13 protein-coding genes are annotated in these 15,690 nt (G+C 72.3%); 6 read left to right on the top strand and 7 right to left on the bottom strand.

What is annotated here, in order from left to right; genetic code table 11:
- Window positions 1–26: 26 nt before the first annotated feature.
- The 5 genes from ABD250_RS17610 to ABD250_RS17590 all read left to right on the top strand — a co-directional run bounded on the left by ABD250_RS17610 (window position 27) and on the right by ABD250_RS17590 (window position 3,243).
- The gene (locus ABD250_RS17610) at window positions 27–578 is read left to right on the top strand and encodes a PadR family transcriptional regulator (protein ID WP_179526060.1); all 552 of its coding nucleotides are present in this window, start codon (window positions 27–29) and stop codon (window positions 576–578) included.
- Window positions 575–1,663 carry an inositol-3-phosphate synthase gene (locus ABD250_RS17605; protein WP_182610744.1) on the top strand — a complete coding sequence of 363 codons (1,089 nt, stop codon included), beginning with the start codon at window positions 575–577 and terminating at the stop codon, window positions 1,661–1,663. The genes ABD250_RS17610 and ABD250_RS17605 overlap by 4 nt, the downstream gene beginning before the upstream one ends.
- Before the next feature lie 24 nt (window positions 1,664–1,687).
- The gene (locus ABD250_RS17600; protein ID WP_344393529.1) at window positions 1,688–2,245 is read left to right on the top strand and encodes a hypothetical protein; all 558 of its coding nucleotides are present in this window, start codon (window positions 1,688–1,690) and stop codon (window positions 2,243–2,245) included.
- A 73-nt stretch (window positions 2,246–2,318) separates the two neighbouring features.
- A complete protein-coding gene (locus ABD250_RS17595; RefSeq protein ID WP_344393527.1) occupies window positions 2,319–2,987 on the top strand; it encodes a HemK2/MTQ2 family protein methyltransferase in 669 nt (222 codons plus the stop codon).
- A complete protein-coding gene (locus ABD250_RS17590) occupies window positions 2,971–3,243 on the top strand; it encodes a CDGSH iron-sulfur domain-containing protein (protein WP_425551934.1) in 273 nt (90 codons plus the stop codon). The genes ABD250_RS17595 and ABD250_RS17590 overlap by 17 nt, the downstream gene beginning before the upstream one ends.
- A gap of 233 nt (window positions 3,244–3,476) precedes the next feature.
- Here ABD250_RS17590 and ABD250_RS17585 read toward each other — a convergent pair whose 3' ends face one another.
- The 6 genes from ABD250_RS17585 to ABD250_RS17560 all read right to left on the bottom strand — a co-directional run bounded on the left by ABD250_RS17585 (window position 3,477) and on the right by ABD250_RS17560 (window position 13,707).
- Window positions 3,477–4,481 carry an iron-containing redox enzyme family protein gene (locus ABD250_RS17585; protein ID WP_344393525.1) on the bottom strand — a complete coding sequence of 335 codons (1,005 nt, stop codon included), beginning with the start codon at window positions 4,479–4,481 and terminating at the stop codon, window positions 3,477–3,479.
- Between the two features lie 69 nt (window positions 4,482–4,550).
- On the bottom strand, window positions 4,551–5,741 hold the full coding sequence (locus ABD250_RS17580; protein WP_182657935.1) for an amidohydrolase: 1,191 nt from the start codon (window positions 5,739–5,741) through the stop codon (window positions 4,551–4,553).
- Window positions 5,719–7,596: an alpha/beta hydrolase family protein gene (locus ABD250_RS17575; RefSeq protein WP_182657934.1), complete on the bottom strand. Its 1,878-nt coding sequence runs from the start codon at window positions 7,594–7,596 to the stop codon at window positions 5,719–5,721. The genes ABD250_RS17580 and ABD250_RS17575 overlap by 23 nt, the downstream gene beginning before the upstream one ends.
- Window positions 7,589–10,204, bottom strand: a complete 2,616-nt coding sequence (locus tag ABD250_RS17570) for a carboxylate--amine ligase/circularly permuted type 2 ATP-grasp protein (RefSeq protein ID WP_259847126.1) — start codon at window positions 10,202–10,204, stop codon at window positions 7,589–7,591. Before ABD250_RS17570 ends, ABD250_RS17575 begins: the two co-directional genes overlap by 8 nt.
- A gap of 58 nt (window positions 10,205–10,262) precedes the next feature.
- Window positions 10,263–12,848 (bottom strand): glutamate-cysteine ligase family protein, encoded by a 2,586-nt coding sequence (locus ABD250_RS17565; RefSeq protein ID WP_344393521.1) that lies wholly within the window; start codon window positions 12,846–12,848, stop codon window positions 10,263–10,265.
- A 58-nt stretch (window positions 12,849–12,906) separates the two neighbouring features.
- A complete protein-coding gene (locus ABD250_RS17560; RefSeq protein ID WP_182658533.1) occupies window positions 12,907–13,707 on the bottom strand; it encodes a crotonase/enoyl-CoA hydratase family protein in 801 nt (266 codons plus the stop codon).
- 213 nt (window positions 13,708–13,920) lie between these two features.
- Between ABD250_RS17560 and ABD250_RS17555 the strand changes: the two genes are divergently transcribed.
- Window positions 13,921–14,634, top strand: a complete 714-nt coding sequence (locus ABD250_RS17555) for a GntR family transcriptional regulator (RefSeq protein WP_194306102.1) — start codon at window positions 13,921–13,923, stop codon at window positions 14,632–14,634.
- A 130-nt stretch (window positions 14,635–14,764) separates the two neighbouring features.
- On the opposite strand, the gene ABD250_RS17550 is transcribed toward ABD250_RS17555, so the two are convergent.
- The gene (locus ABD250_RS17550; RefSeq protein ID WP_338404177.1) at window positions 14,765–15,619 is read right to left on the bottom strand and encodes an oxygenase MpaB family protein; all 855 of its coding nucleotides are present in this window, start codon (window positions 15,617–15,619) and stop codon (window positions 14,765–14,767) included.
- Window positions 15,620–15,690 lie beyond the last annotated feature (71 nt).

Raw genomic sequence — 15,690 nt, 5'->3', positions numbered from 1 at the left:
CATGAGACGTCGAGGGGAGGGGTGTGGTGCTCGAACTGGCGATCCTGGGGCTGCTCGACGAGCGGCCCATGCACGGCTACGAGCTGCGCAAGCGCCTGTCCGAGATGCTGGGCACCGTCCGGACCGTGTCCTTCGGTTCGCTCTACCCCACCCTGCGTCGCCTCCGGCAACAGGGAGACATCGTCGAGGACGCCACCGCGGCCACCGCCACGCGTCCGCCGGCCACCGCACGACGCGGTCGCAAGACCTACCGCATCACCGCCGGGGGCAAGGAGACGTTGGCCGCCCTGCTCGACGAGCCCGGGGCCGCGTCGTTCAACGACGACGGTTTCGGCGTCCACCTGGCCTTCTTCGACCGCACCCCCGGGCCCGCCCGGGTGCGGCTCCTGGAGGGCCGGCGGCGGGTCCTCGAGGAGCGGCGCGAGGGCCAACGGGACGCGGCCACCCGGACCGGCCCGACCGAACTGCGCTACGCCCGGCAGCTCACCCTGCTCGGCCTCGAGACCAGCGAGCGCGAGCTGCGCTGGATCAACGAGCTCATCCAGACAGAGAACCCATCACAAGGAGAATCCCCATGACCGACAAGAAGGTGCGCGTCGCGATCGTCGGCGTCGGCAACTGCGCGTCCTCGCTCGTGCAGGGCGTCGAGTTCTACAAGGACGCGGCGATCGACCAGACCGTCCCCGGCCTCATGCACGTCAAGTTCGGCGACTACCACGTCCGGGACGTCGAGTTCGTCGCCGCGTTCGACGTCGACGGCAAGAAGGTCGGCATGGACCTCGCCGAGGCGATCAACGCCTCGGAGAACAACACCCTCAAGCTCTGCGACGTGCCGCCGACCGGCGTCAGCGTCCAGCGCGGACCCACCCTCGACGGGCTGGGCAAGTACTACCGCCAGACCATCGAGGAGTCCGACGCCGAGCCCGTGGACATGGTCCGGGCCCTGCGCGACGCCGAGGTCGACGTGCTGGTCAGCTACCTGCCGGTGGGATCCGAGGAGGCGGACAAGTTCTACGCCCAGTGCTGCATCGACGCCGACGTCGCCTTTGTCAACGCCCTGCCCGTCTTCATCGCCTCCGACCCCGTGTGGGCCGAGAAGTTCCGCTCCGCCGGCGTCCCGATCGTGGGCGACGACATCAAGTCGCAGGTCGGCGCCACCATCACGCACCGCGTGATGGCCAAGCTGTTCGAGGACCGCGGTGTCGCCCTGGACCGGACCTACCAGCTCAACGTGGGCGGCAACATGGACTTCAAGAACATGCTCGAGCGCGAGCGCCTGGAGTCCAAGAAGGTCTCCAAGACCCAGGCCGTGACCTCCAACCTCGAGGGCTCCCTCAAGGACAAGATCCACGACCGCAACGTGCACATCGGCCCCTCCGACTACGTGGAGTGGCTCGACGACCGCAAGTGGGCGTACGTTCGCCTCGAGGGACGCGCGTTCGGCGATGCTCCGATCAACCTCGAGTACAAGCTCGAGGTGTGGGACTCGCCCAACTCGGCCGGCATCATCATCGACGCCGTCCGGGCGGCCAAGATCGCCAAGGACCGCGGCATCGGCGGACCGATCCTGCCGGCGTCGGCGTACCTCATGAAGTCCCCGCCGGAGCAGATGGCCGACGACAAGGCCCGCGCCGAGCTCGAGGCCTTCATCATCGGAGCCTGACCCCCGCTGGAAGAACAGGAACGCATGACCCACACCGCGACGAACCGCCAGCTCTCCCCCACCGGGCGTCGCCGTGTCCCGGCAGTCATCGCACTCGCGATGGCGGCCGGGGTCGCGCTCGCCGCGTGCTCGGGGGCGGAGGAGGCAGCGGCCCCCACCTCGCCGACGACGCAGGCGACCACCTCGTCGTCGTCGACTCCCCCGTCCCCCTCGCCCGTGGCCGAGACCGCCGATCCCGTCTCCGCACCCACGGCGTCCGCGGCCCCCGCCGCACCGGCCCCGCCGGCGTCGACCCAGCTGCCCGCCAACGTCGTGGGCGCCGGCGGGCCCTGCCACATGGTCGGCGAGCTCGCCCAGGCCGGGGACGGGTCGCCGCTGTTCTGCCTGGAGGACCCGGGTGGGGCCGGCCCGCTGTGGCTCCCGCAGCCGGAGGGATCGGGCCCGGACGGCACCGGCCCGGCCCTGCTGGGCACGCCCTGCATGCAGCAGGACATCGCGGTCACCGCCCCGGACGGCACCGTCCTGACCTGCCGACTGACCGGTGGCGGCGACGTCCCCGGCGGGCTGTACTGGCAGCGTTAGAGTCCCAGCGGTTGCAGGCGGCCGGGTACGTCGATTGACTGGGCCTCATCCGACGACCCTCACCGGAGGCCCGATGACCCAGACACGGTTCGCGCACATCGAGGTCGACGACGGTGTCTATGCGCCGCAGTCCGACTCGTGGCTGCTCTGCGAGGCGCTGGACCACGCTGATCTGGTCACGGACAAGCGCGTCCTCGACATCTGTACAGGTAGCGGGATCCTCGCCATCGAGGCGGCGCTGAAGGGTGCGCGGGAGGTCCTCGCCTTTGACATCTCCCCCGCCGCCGTCGCGTGCGCGACCCGTAACGCCGAGCGTGCCGGGGTTCGGGTGGACGCGCGCGTCGGGACCCTCGCCGACGCCCGCCACGCCGGGCCGTTCGACGTGGTGGTCTCCAACCCGCCCTACGTCCCCTCGGACAAGCCCCTGCGCGGGACCGGACCCAACCGGGCCTGGGACGCCGGCGCCAACGGGAGGGTGGTCCTGGACGAGCTGTGCGATCTGGCCCCGGACCTCGTGGCCCCCGGCGGGAGCATGCTCATCGTCCACTCCGAGTTCTCGGACCCGCCGCAGACCATCGAGCGGCTCGGGCGGGTCGGGTTCGAGGCCCGCCAGGTCGCCAGCCGGGTCGTGGAGTTCGGCCCCGTCATGCTCGCGTACGCCGAGCGACTCGAGGCGGCGAGCCTGCTCGAGCCCGGGCGGCGGGTGGAGGAACTGGTGGTGGTCCGTGTCGATCGCAGGTGAGCGCGGGGCGCGGGTCGTCCGCATAGTCCCCGGCGGGCCGATGCTGGTGGAGGGGCCTGTCGACCTGATCACCGACGACGGCGCCCGCGTGTGCTCCGACCGGTTCATGGTGGCCGTGTGCACGTGCCGGCGCAGCAAGACCTACCCGCTGTGCGACACCAGCCACCGGCGCAAGATCCGGGCCACCCCTTCCGAGGCCGCTGCCGAAGCCGCTGCCGAGACCCCCACCGATACCTCGGCCGACACCGACGACTGAGCCCGTGCCGGGTCGCGCCCTCCCCATCTTCTCCGCAGCCGCTCCCCGCCCCACCCTTCTCCGCAGCCGCCCCCCTCGATGAACGCCTGCGTGCCCCACTGCGCGCGCCGGAGTGCATCGCCGCGGGCGGCTGCGCGTCAGGCGCTCAGGCGCACGAGCAGATGTCCCGCCGGGTGTGCAGGCGCGCGAGCGGATGCCGCGGTGTGTCGGCGTGAGCGGGACACGCCCGCGCGTCAGGGCAGCAGCGAGGAGTCCCCGCGGCCCCAGGCCGCGAGCATCTCGCCCGCCGCCAGCTCATCGAGGTAGTCCAGCGTGCGCATCCCGAACACCACGTCGGCCGCCAGGTGCGGCTCCCGGTTCACCAGATCCCCCACGACGTCGTGGCGCATCACCTGCTCGTGCACCGCGTCGGCCTCCACGTGCTCGGCGTAGAAGTGCACGCACTCCTCCGGGGCCCCCATCCGCCGCAGGCCCGCCACGAGCCGCGCCGATCCGGGGGACGAGGTGATCTCGATGGCGGCGAAGTGGCCGATCGCGGCCCCGCGCAGCGACCGGTGCAGCCCGAACAGCGACATCAGGTTGACGGTCGACAGAGTCGCCGCCGACACCCGGTCGAGGTATCCCAGGTAGGTGGCGTCCAGCCCGGCGGCGGTCATGAGGTCGGCCCAGAGCTGCTGGTGCACCCGTTCGCCGCGGCCCCCGCCGAACTCGTCGAACTCCACGGCGACGAACGAGGCCTTGGCCTGCCCCTGCAGTCGGGGGATGGCGAACGCGTGGGGGTCGCCCTCCTTGAGGTGGTACAGAGACCGGTGGGCCAAATACTCGCGCAGCTGGTCCCAGGTGCCCTCGTCCTTGAAGTACCAGGACGGGCCGGTGCCGGAGGTCGCCTCCACGGACAGTGCGTCCATCTCCGCCACCGGGTCCTCGCCGGGCTCGACGGCTCCCCGGAGGTGATCAAGGAACAGGGTCTCCAGTGCGCGCCGCAGCCGCAGGAGCTCGGGGTCCCATTCCAGGTCGGCGTCGACCCCGGCGAAGCCCCGGTAGTGGAGCTCGTAGAGCGTGTACAGCGCGAGCTGCAGATCGCGGCCCAGCGGATCGGTGTCCGCCGGCACGCCCGGGAGCCTGTCTGTCCGGCCCGTCGACAGCGCCGTGACCACGGCCTGCGAGAGCGGCCCGCTCGCCGCGGGCAGGGTCGGGGCGGAGAAGGTCGGGGCGATCTCGGTCGGGGCGGCTGTCATGCCCCTCTGTCTACCCGCGATCGCGGTGGTCCTCCACCGGCTCGGCGGGCCGCTCACCCCGTCGGCCGGTCATCCCGCCGGTCGGTCCGTCCTCGCGAAGGCGTCGAAGATCCGGGCGCCGTGGGGCAGTGCGGCCTCGTCCAGCACGAACCCGGGATGGTGCAGGTCGGTCTCCTCGGACTCGCCGTCCCACACCCCCAGCCGCAGGTAGACGCCGGGGATCTCCTCGGTGTACCAGGCGAAGTCCTCGCCTCCGCTGGACTGGACGGCGGTGCCCACCCCGTCGGCACCGAGCACCTGCTCGACGGCCGACGCGGCCAGGTCGGCGCAGGTCTCGTCGTTGACCACCGGCGGCACGCCCTGGACGTAGTCGACCTCGGCGCGGACCCCGTAGGTCGCGGCGATCGTCTCGACGGCCTCGCGGACGACGGGCTCCGCCGTGGCCCACACGTCGCGGTCGGCGCTGCGCAGCGTGCCCCACAGCTGCCCCGAGTCGGGGATGACGTTGGGTGCGGTCCCTCCGGCCTTGACCGAGGCCCAGGTCAGGACCGTGCCCGAGCGCGGATCGATCGTCCGATCCACCACGGCGGTCACCCCCGTGACGATCTGCGCCAGGGCGAAGACCGTGTCCTGGGTCTCGTGCGGCCGGGCGGTGTGCCCGCCGTCCGAGTGGACCGTGATGCCGATCTTGGCGTTGGACGAGGTGATGGCGCCGCCGGTGACGCCCACCTCGCCCACGCGGCGGTGCGGGTCGCAGTGCAGGGCGATGATGCGGTCCACGCCCTCCACCACGCCCTCCTCGACGCAGTCCTTGGCCCCGCCCGGCATGGTCTCCTCCGCCGGCTGGAAGATCAGGCGCACGGGTCGCGGCGGCGGGTCGGCGACCAACAGTTCGGCCGCGCCGAGGAGCATCGCGGTGTGGCCGTCGTGACCGCACGTGTGGGCGACGCCGTCGACCTCCGAGGCGAAGGGCTCGCCGGAGTCCTCGCCCATGGCCAGTGCGTCGATGTCCGCGCGCAGGGCCACGACGTCGGTCGCGGTGGCGCCGTCGGCGGCCGGGACGTCGCACCACAGGCCGGTGCCGATCCGGAACCGCGTGGGCGTCAGCCCCATGGACCGCAGCTCACCCTCGATGTAGTCGGTGGTCTCGGTCTCCTCGTAGGACAACTCGGGGTGGGCGTGGATGTGGCGCCGCCACCCGATCAGTCGTCCCTCGAACCCGTCCGCGTCGCCGGGTTCACTCTTCTTGCGTCCGAACACCGAACACCTCCTGACAGAAGTCGACCACCCGGTCCCCGAGCAGCTGCCTGTTGGCCAATTTCACGAACTCGTGACCCTCGTCCTCGAAGAGCAGCACGTCCACCGGTACGCCGCGGCGACGCAAGGCCTCCACGGCCTGCTCCGTCTCGCTGAGCGGCACATTGGTGTCGTGCGCCCCGTGGACGAAGAGCACGGGCACGTCCACGTGGTGGTACAGATGCAGAGGCGAGGCCTCCCTGAGCAGCTCCCGCTCCTGCAGCGGGTTCCCGTACTTGGGATACGCGGCGGCGGCGATCCACGGCTCGGTGGTGCGGTAGAAGGTCTGGAGATCGCTCATCCCGCACGCCGCGATGCCCCCGCGCCACCTCCCGGGGTGCCGGACCAGGGTCGCGTTGACGAGGTACCCGCCGTAGGAGCGGCCCGAGACCACCGCCCGGTCGGGGTCGGCGACGCCCGCCTCGACCAGGTGCAACAGCGCGTCCTCGACGTCGTCGATCCCCGCGAAGCGGCCGTAGCGGTCGTCGGCGTGGCTGAAGAAGCGTCCGGACCCCGTGGAGCCGCGCACGTTGGGCGCGAAGTAGGTCACGCCGATGTCGAGGTACCGGCGGGCGATGTCGTTGTACCCCGGCCGGGACTGCCCCTCGGGACCGCCGTGGAGGTGCACGACGGTGGGCGTCGGTTCCTCGGCGGGGTCTGCGCGGTACAGCCAGCCGGACAACTCCAGCCCGTCGCGGGCCGTGAAGTGGACCAGCACCGGGGCCGGATCCGGCTGCCGGGGCGGCTCTCCCGTCCACCTCCGTCTCTCGACGTCATACATGACGATGCGCGGCGGCTGGTCGAGGCTCTGCACGGTGAGTGCGAGCAACCGGCCGTCTGCCGTGAGCGTGGGGGCGGACGCGACCACCTCCGGCAGCGGGGGTCGGGCGATGGTCCGGGGACGACTCTTCCGCAGATCCAGCACCTCGATCTCGGACAGTCCGCCCCGCACGTTCCACAGCAGTACCGCCGTCGAGCGGTCCAGGCTCACCTCCACCCGGTCGAGGTCGGCATCCTCCCGGTAGGCCACCGGCCAGGACTCGGTGCTCTCCTCGTCCGCCTCCACGGCGATCAGGCCCATGCGCTCCGCGGAGTGGTCGCTGCGCACGAGCATCTTCATGGGCCGGTTCTCACCCCCGGCGTCGAGGATCACGCCGGCGTCCGTGGTGGACCCGGTGTCGACGGGCAACAGCGGCCACCACCGGCCGTCCGGGACGATCCGGAGCAGTTCGCGGTGGCCGCGGGCTCCGACCCGGAACAGGGCCGCGCCGTCGCGGGCGTGGACGAGCGCGCCCCCCATCCGGCTGTCGACCACCGTGCTCTCGCCCGTCTCCGGGTCCACCAGCCTGCCCTCGGCCAGTCCCTCGGAGTCGAAGGCGGTCAGGGCCAGCAGGTCGCCGTCCCAGCAGACGATCTGCTCGGTGGCGTCGTGGTGGGTGTCGATCGGGTAGACGTCCTTGTCCGCGGGATCGGTCGTGACCAGCCAGATCCGCTCGCGCTCACCGCCGTCGGGTGCCACCTCACAGGCCAGCCACTTGCCGTTGGGAGAGTAGGCGACTCGACGGACCGGGCCGTTGACGGGCAGCACGACGTCGCGCTCCGGCCCTGCCCCGTCGAGGCCCCCCAGGCCCAGTGGCCGCTGCACCGCCCGCGGGTATCCGGTGCGCTCGGTGACCACGCACGCCAGCATCGACCCGTCCGGGGACAGGCACGGAGAGGTGGTGTGACGGATCGCGTCCGGCCCCCCGGCGGCGTCGTCGGGTGGGCCGGCGACGTCCAGGGACTCGGCCTCCTCGGTGATCTCGGTCGTGTCATGCACGGTGGATCCAGGTGTCCTTTCCCCCGCCCCCGCTCGAGGCGTTGACGACCATCGTGCCCGCCGGAGCCACCCGTGTCAGTGCGACGGGCGGGGCGGAGGCGAGGATCTCACCCGAGTCCCCGGGTCGGAGCATGACGAACGCCCGCATGTCGACGTGTCGGCGCTGGAGTTCGTGCCCGTCGAACGTCGGCAGGGTGGACAGGGCCTGGACCTCCTGTGCGACGAATCGCTCGCCGTGCCGCCTCAGCTCGTCGCGGCGCTCGTCGAGCTCGCGGGGCGTGCACTCGGGGCCGACGGTGATCCCGGAGCCCCCGTACCCGTCGATCGGCTTGACCACGAGCTCCCCCAGCCGGTCGAGGACCTGCTTCCGCTGCTCGGGGTCGGAGCAGAGGTAGGTGTCCACCTGACCGATGAGGGGCTTCTCCCCCAGGTAGAAGTTGATGATCTCCGGCACTCGCGCGTAGATCGCCTTGTCGTCCGCCGCGCCGTTGCCGGGGGCGTTGACCACGGCCACCCCGCCCTCCGCCATCGCGCCGAGCAGACCGCGCCGCAGAACGGTTCCGTCGGCCCCCTCGGAGGAGAGCAGCATCTCCTCGTCCATACGGACGTAGAGCACGTCGACGGGGCTGCGCTCGTCGCCGTCGACGCGCCACAGTCGACTGTCCTCGACCACCAGGTGGTCGGGGGTGACGAGCGGGCCGCCGATCGCGGCCGCGACCTGGCCCAGGTCGAAGGATCCGAGCTCGTCCTCCGCGATCACCACCGCGATCGCCGGATCGTCGACGCCGTCCGGCGCGGCCGCGCGCAGCGTCTGCGTCAGCATGTCCAGGCCGACCCGGGGATCGTGGATCTCGGACCGTGCGCCGAACTCGGGGAAGCCCTCGCTGATCCGGTCGCGCAGCGCGACCGCCATGGCCAGTCCTCCGGCCATCCGCAGATTGTCCTCGAGGACGACCCACTCGCCCGGGGCGGTGGACACGAGGTCGACCCCGCACACCGGGGCGTGCAGCGCCCCGGCCGGGACCGACCGGCCGGTGGGACGGAAACCCGGTGCCCGCTCGAGGGCCTCGGCGGGGACGACACCGGCGCGGGTGATCTCGCCGGGGCCGTAGATGTCCCGGAGGAACAACTCCATCGCGCGGGCGCGCTGTTCGATCCCCGCCGAGATCCGCGCCCACTGGTCGGCCGGGATGATCCGCGGGACCGCGTCCAGGGGAAACACCTGCGGCTCGTCCCTGCCGTAGACCTTGAGCGTCACCCCGAGGTCGCGGAGGCTGTCGTCGACCGTGTCCTTGCGCTCACACAGGGTCTCGGGGCCCAGGTCCGAGACGGCCTTGAGCACGTCCACGTACTCGGGCCGCGGCACGCCGTCCTCGGTGATCGCCTCGTCGTGCACCTCCTCGGTGACGGCCTCACCCAGCGGCGAGTAGGAGGCGAGCATCGACCGCATGCCGCGGTCGTCCGCCACGTCGCGGGGCCGGATCCGGTCGACGGTCTCCGCCAGCAGGACGGCCACCACGTCGCCACGCCTCCCGCGACGGCGGTGGGCGGCGCGTTGGCGGGCCGCCGAGGTGCCGGCCCCGCGGATGCCGTCGAGGAGATCGTGGACCAGCTCGAGCTCGCCGCCGGCGCGGAGCTGCCCGGTCAGCCCCTCCACCAGGTCGTTCAGGAGCTCGGACGCAGGTCGCGGGCGTCCGGTGGTCACGTCCACCAGATCGCCCTCCATCCCCGATCGGGCCGCCCGCCAGAACGCCGCGTCGAGGACGGTGGGCGAGGGGTCCACCCAGTCGCCGTCGGCGTCCCGCTCGGCGAGGATGCGGTCGACCGTGGCGCGGAACAGGGCGGCGACGACGACGAGGGTGTCCACCGTGCTGCAGGAGTCACAGACCCCCAGTTCCACGCCTCTGCCGTCCCGGGACGGGCGGAGGTCGATGTCGATCGACTCCCGGTCCACCACCACGCCGGTCCCGAGCAGTTCGTCCTCCGCCGCCTGCACCCCCTCCGCGGTGTCGGCGGGGACGACCGTGAGGTGCGCGGGCGACCACCGCGCCTCGAACGTCCGCGTGGAGGCGTACCCGGAGTCCCCGCCGTCGGCCCAGTAGGGAGAACTGGCGGCCATGGCCAGCAGCACGGGGGCCACGGCGACCGCACGCCGCGCGACGTACTGCGCCTCGTCGGCGTCCCCGACCTCCACCACCACGCGGAACCTCGCCGCCGCCCGGGTCTGGGACTCGCGTCCCGGGGCGGGGTGGGGCTCCTCGGGGGTGGGGTCGAACTCGACCCCCGGTGAGGCGAGCGAACCCGCCGCGACCACCCCGGTGCGGATCCCGCCTCCCGCCCCGGCCAACCGGGACCGGGTGTGGCGGAGCGCCTCGGCGAGTTCGGCGAGCCCGGTGTGGGCGCCGACGTCCGACACCACGAGCGCGCCGTGGCGGGCCGAGACCGCATGGGCGCCCACAGCATCAGCCGCAGCGCCGCCATCCGTGCCGCCGCCCCCCTCGCCGGCGGCCTCGAGCACCTGGGGTGCGCGCCGTACCGGTCGTCGGGTCCGCAGATCGACGAGGTGGAGTTCCTCCTCGATCCTGATCCATCGCTGTCCATCGGTCATCGGAGTCACGGTAGGGGAACCGTTCGGGGTCCGCACCCGCGGCGGGGGGCGCCCGGGGTCAGCGCATGATCCACGTGTCCTTGCCGCCACCCCCGCGGGAGGAGTTGACGATCAGCGACCCGGCGGGGGCCACCCGGGTGAGGCCGGCCGGGACCGCGTGGGCCGTCGTCCGGCCTCCCTCGCGCCTCAGGTGGGCGAAGGCGCGCAGGTCGACGTGCCGCCTCTGCATGCGGGTGCCGTCGAAGGTCGGGAGCGTCGACAGGGCCACCACCTCCTGGGCGATGAAGCCCTCGGGCCGGGTGAGCAGCTCCTCGCGTCGTGCGGCCAACTCCGCCTCGGAGCACTCGGGCCCGATGGTGATCCCCAGCCCGCCGTAGCCGTCGATCGGCTTGACCACCAACTCCCCCAGCCGGTCCAGCACGAGGTCGCGTTGGGTGCGGTCCGCGCACAGGTAGGTCGGCACCTGCTCGAGGACCGGGGCCTCCCCCAGGTAGAAGTCGATCATCGCGGGCACGGAGGCGTACACGGCCTTGTCGTCCGCCACCCCGTTCCCGAGGGCGTTGGCCACCGTCAGCCGCCCCCCGGCGAGGGCGTCCAGCAGGCCGTCCCGCAGCGGCTCGCCGTCGAGTCCGGGGGAGCTGAGCAGCATGTCCTCGTCGATCCGCGCGTACACCACGTCCACCCGCTGGAGCCCGTCGCGGGTCCTGCGGTGCAGGATCCCGTCCCGGAAGACGACCTCGTCAGGGGTGACGAGTGGCAGGCCGGCCCGGTCGGCGATGAGGCGGTGCTCGAACCACGCCGAGTCCGCCGAACCGGAGGACATCACCACCACGTTCGGGGTGTCGCCCGCCGCCGGCGGTGCCGCCGCCACGAGGGTCTCCCGGATCATGGGGAAGGCCTGGTCGGGAGAGTGGAGATCGAACTCGTCGACCAGGTCGCCGAACAACGCCGACGTCATCTCGCGGTGGGCGGTGGAGAAGGCGACACCGGACGGCACGCGGACGTTGTCCTCGAGGACCAGCCACCGACCGTCGTCCGCGCACACCAGGTCGATCCCGCAGATGTGCGCCCGGATCCGGTCCGCCCCCAGCGCCCGCCCGGTACTCCCGCGGAACCCCGGTGCCCGATCGAGGGCCTCGGGGGCGAGGTGCCCGGCGGCGAGGAACTCCTGCTCGCCGTAGACGTCGTCCAGGAACGCGTCGAGGGCGCGGGCGCGCTGCTCGATCCCGGCCGCGAGCCGCGACCAGGTCTCCGAGGTGATGATCCGGGGGACGAAGTCCATCGGGAACGCGTGGGGACGCTCCTGGCCCGTGACCCGGAAGGTGACCCCGGCGACCGAGGCCTCCTGCTCGGCCCGCACCTGCCGCGCCCGGAGCCTGACGGTCCCGATCCGCTGCAGCGCCGTCAGGACGGGGTCGTACGGGGCCCGCGGCCGCCCACCGGCCTCGACCGCCTCGTCCCAGCTCGGGTCCTCGTCCAGGCCCTCGATCGGGAGGTAGACACCGAACAGTCGCGAGTGCGCGTCCGGGACGGGCGAACGGGAGCCGCTGGTACCGCCGGTCTCCACCACCAGCAGGTCCACGACGTCCTGGACGTGGGCCCGGCGGCGCAGGGTCTGCCGCTGACGGAACGCGCTGCTGCCGTTGTAGAGCGCGTCCTCGACCAGCGCGCGCACCGTGTCCAGGTCCCCCGTGCCGGACAGCTGCTCGGCCAGGGAGTCGACCAGGTCGGTGATGACGTCGGCCGCCGGACGGGGGCGGAAGGTGACCGGGTCGACCAGGGCGCCCTCGAGACCGGATCTCGCGGCGCGCCACAACGCGGCCCGGAGCCTGGTCTCCACGGGTGCGGACGGCTCCGCACCCCGCGCCAGGGCCTCGGCCTCGCGCTCGACCAGCGCCCGGAACAGGGTGGCCACGAGGGCAGTGGCGTCGGCGGAGGGGCACGCGTCGCACACCAGGATCTCCACCGACCGCCCGTCCGCGCCGGGTTGGATCCCGAAGCCGACCATCGAGGCGTCGGTGATCACGCCGCTGCCGACGAGGGCGTCGACGAGTGCGTGGTAGTCGTGCGCCGAGCACACGCCCGCCACCGGCGCGGTGGTCGGCCACTGGGACGCGGCGACCGAGCGGCAGCTGGCGTACCCGGAGTCGGATCCGTCGCGGAGGAAGGGCGAGCTCGCGGTGAGCGCCAGGAACACCGGGAGGTGTGGGGCGATCCGGCACGCCAGGGCGACCGCCTCGTCGGTGTCCACGGCATCCACCCGGATCCGGGTGCCGCAGTAGATCTGACCGCGGGCCAGGAACTCGTAGTCCGCCAGCAGCCGGCGCATCCGGGGGCTCTCGTCGACCAGCGCCGACCCCGGGGGGACCAGCGGGACCGCTCCCGCGGCCGCCACCGTGAGGCCGCGGCCCTCGCCCACCCGGCGCAGTCCCTCGCGCGCCTCGTGCAGCCCGGAGCGCAGGCCCGAGGCCGTGTGGGCCGGACGGGTGCGCGTCCGGATCACACAGTTGCGCACCTCGTCGGCAGCGACGTCCGCTGATCGGTGGGCCAGCAGCTCGGACGCCCTGGGCGTGAGCTCCCGACTCTCGGAGTCGAGGACCTGGAGGTCCTCCTCGATCACCGCTGACCTGAACTGGGCTCCCATGAAGGAAATGTAGTTCGGGCGGGCGGCGTGCACATCCGATCGGGATGTGGGATGGGTCTCAGCGCGCCTTCCAGACGGGAGCGCGCTTCTCCGCGAACGCCCGCGGGCCCTCCATCGCGTCCTCCGACGTCATGACGGTGATCATCTCCGTGTCACTGACCTTCCACCGGTCGTCCTCCGCCGCGCGGGCCCCGTCGCTGATCCCCAGCGCGACGCGCTTGCTGGCCTGCACGGCCAAGGGGGCGTTGGCGGCGATCACGCCGGCCAGCTCGAGCGCCGCGTCGAGCAGCTGCCCGGCAGGGACGACACGGTTGATCAGATGCAGGTCCAGGGCGCGCTCGGCCGTGACCGGCTCGCCGGTGAGGATCATCTCCATGGCCACCCGGTGGGGCAGCTGGGCCGGCAGCCGGAACGCGCCGCCCGCCGCCGCGATGAGACCCCGCCTGACCTCGGGCAGCCCGAAGATCGCGTGCTCGGCGGCCACCACGAGATCGCACGCGAGCGCGATCTCGCAGCCCCCACCCAATGCGGTGCCGTTGACCGCGGCGATCACCGGCACGGAGACGTGATGCTGCATCATGCCCGCGAAACCCCACTGGCGGTTCTCCGCCGGGAAAATGTCCTCTCCCCGGGAGATCGCCTTGAGGTCCGCCCCCGCGCAGAACGACTGCTCCCCCGACCCGGTGAGGACGACCACCCGGATCTCCGGGTCCGTGTCCGCCTCGTGCAGGGCCCGCCCGAGCAGCGTGCTCACCTCGCCGTTGACGGCGTTGCGGACCTCGGGGCGGTCGAGGGTGACGAGCAGGATGTGATCGCGGCGCTCGGTGCGGACGGCTGGACGGGTCTCGGATGAGGTCATGCCCCCAGTCTCGCCCGGCACGTCGGCACACGCGGGAGAAACGCCCACCTCCCCCGGGCCGGTGCCATGCGCGAGACTCTCCACCGGGGCCATACAGCGGGGGAGAGGCGCTCACCCCTGCTGGGCAATCGCACACTCCTCGGATATATTTGATTTCGATTCTCGGCCGAGGCCCCTCGGTCGTTCGTGATCCCCGGAGATGAGGTGGCGGATATGGCCGCAACACGACTCGCGCAGCGTCCGCAGCTCTCCGAGGAGGTCGCGGACCACGTCCGGACCCGGATCATGAGCGGCGAGGTGCGCCCCGGGGACTTCATCCGTCTGGACGAGACCGCGGCCGCTCTCGGGGTGAGCGTGACCCCGGTGCGCGAGGCCCTGCTGACCCTGCGCGGGGAGGGGCTGGTCGATCTGGTCCCACGACGCGGTTACCTGGTCTCGCCGATGAGCAGGCAGGACGTCGAGGACATCTTCTGGCTGCAGGCCCGGCTGTCCAAGCGGATCGTCGACCGTGCCATCACCCGGTTCGACGAGGCGGCCCTCGAGAACCACGCCCGCCTGGTGGAGGACTTCGAGACGGCGGCCGTGACGGGCGATCCGGACCGTGTGGTGAGCGCGCAGTACGCCATCCACCGCTCGATCAACCGGGCGTCCCGGTCGGACAAGCTGTCCCGCTTCCTCAACAACGCCGCGCGCTACATGCCCTACCGGCTCTACGCCGAGGATCCGGACTGGCGGTCCACCGCGCTCGAGGACAACAGGCGGATGCTCGAGGCGCTGCGCACCGGCGACGTGGAGACGGCCCACGCCGTGGTCGACCGGGAGTTCACCAACGGCGCCGACCTGCTCATCGCGCACCTCCAGCGCGCCGGCGTGTGGGACGAGGACCGCGACGAGGACCGGGGCGCGACGCTGGTCGCGCAGGCCTGACCACCCGGCACTCGTCGCGCAGGCCTGACCACCCGGCACTCGTCGCGCGGGTCGGACCCGCGACCACCGGAGGCCGGGGCGACACCGCCCCGGCCTCCGCCGTCTCATCTCCGACGTGAGCCCCGGGACGTCACATCAGCGGCCGTCCGGTTCGCAGGCGCCACTTCAGGTCCAGCAGCAGCACCCGGTAGGTGAGGGTCCGGACCGGGTACGGGAGCATCCGGTTGGCCGCCGCGGTGAGCGCCAGGAACCGCTCGAAGCGCCGCTGGTCCCGCGGGTCCCACGCCAGCCCCAGCGCGTCGCGGAACTCGCGGTGCAGGAACCCGGTCGTCACCCACTTGTTCAGGCGCCCGAACAGGACCGTCGTGGGCTGCGGCAGCATCCGGAGCTCCGTCAGACCCACCAGGTGTTCGCGTACCGGGTCGTCGAATCGGATCCGGGACTTGCCCTCGTGCCAGTAGTCGTCGAACTCCGCCCGCGTCGCCGGCCACTGGTCGGCGCGCACCTGGAGCGTCGTCCCCAGAGACGGGGCGGAGCGGTAGAAGGCCTCGCGGTCGGACTCGGTCATGGGTCCGTGCAGCCACTCGAAGACGTCCTCGAATCCCACGTACAGACAGGCGGCCACCCACATCTGGAGCTTGGGGTCCACCGCGCTGTACTCGACCGGACTGTCGGGTGTGGAGTGCACCCGACGGTGGATGCGGGTGACCTCCTCGCGGTAGACCCGCTTGTCGTCGTCGCTCCCCAGCGTGGCCACCGCCAGGTACTGGAAGGTCGTCCGGGCCCGCTTCAAGGGCCTCTTGTAGACGTTGCCGGTGTCCACCCGGCTCTCGCGTACCCCCCAGCCCACCTCGGGCCAGGACAACTGCATGATGACGTTGGCGACCCCGCCGGCCGCACCGATCGAGTCGAGGGCGTCGGGGAGGACGGGCGGTCGACGGCGTGGGGTGGGCGGGGCGGGATTGCGGTGCAGTTCGGTGATCACGTGGCGGTTCTCCTCGGGTATCGGTGTCGTTCGGTCGGCGGTGTCGGATCAGGCCGGTTCGGCGGTGACGG

The organism is Dietzia cercidiphylli (assembly GCF_039531545.1).
GTDB classification, from domain to species: Bacteria; Actinomycetota; Actinomycetes; order Mycobacteriales; family Mycobacteriaceae; genus Dietzia; species Dietzia natronolimnaea.
The sequence above is the reverse complement of the archived record's forward strand: the minus strand, read 5'-3'. Positions and strand labels throughout refer to the sequence as shown.

Coding starts and splice junctions, on each gene's coding strand:
- ABD250_RS17570 (WP_259847126.1), bottom strand. CDS start 10,204: ATGACCGATGGACAGCGATGGATCAGGATCGAGGAGGAACTCCACCTC.
- ABD250_RS17555 (WP_194306102.1), top strand. CDS start 13,921: ATGGCCGCAACACGACTCGCGCAGCGTCCGCAGCTCTCCGAGGAGGTC.
- ABD250_RS17565 (WP_344393521.1), bottom strand. CDS start 12,848: ATGGGAGCCCAGTTCAGGTCAGCGGTGATCGAGGAGGACCTCCAGGTC.
- ABD250_RS17605 (WP_182610744.1), top strand. CDS start 575: ATGACCGACAAGAAGGTGCGCGTCGCGATCGTCGGCGTCGGCAACTGC.
- ABD250_RS17595 (WP_344393527.1), top strand. CDS start 2,319: ATGACCCAGACACGGTTCGCGCACATCGAGGTCGACGACGGTGTCTAT.
- ABD250_RS17600 (WP_344393529.1), top strand. CDS start 1,688: ATGACCCACACCGCGACGAACCGCCAGCTCTCCCCCACCGGGCGTCGC.
- ABD250_RS17585 (WP_344393525.1), bottom strand. CDS start 4,481: ATGACAGCCGCCCCGACCGAGATCGCCCCGACCTTCTCCGCCCCGACC.
- ABD250_RS17560 (WP_182658533.1), bottom strand. CDS start 13,707: ATGACCTCATCCGAGACCCGTCCAGCCGTCCGCACCGAGCGCCGCGAT.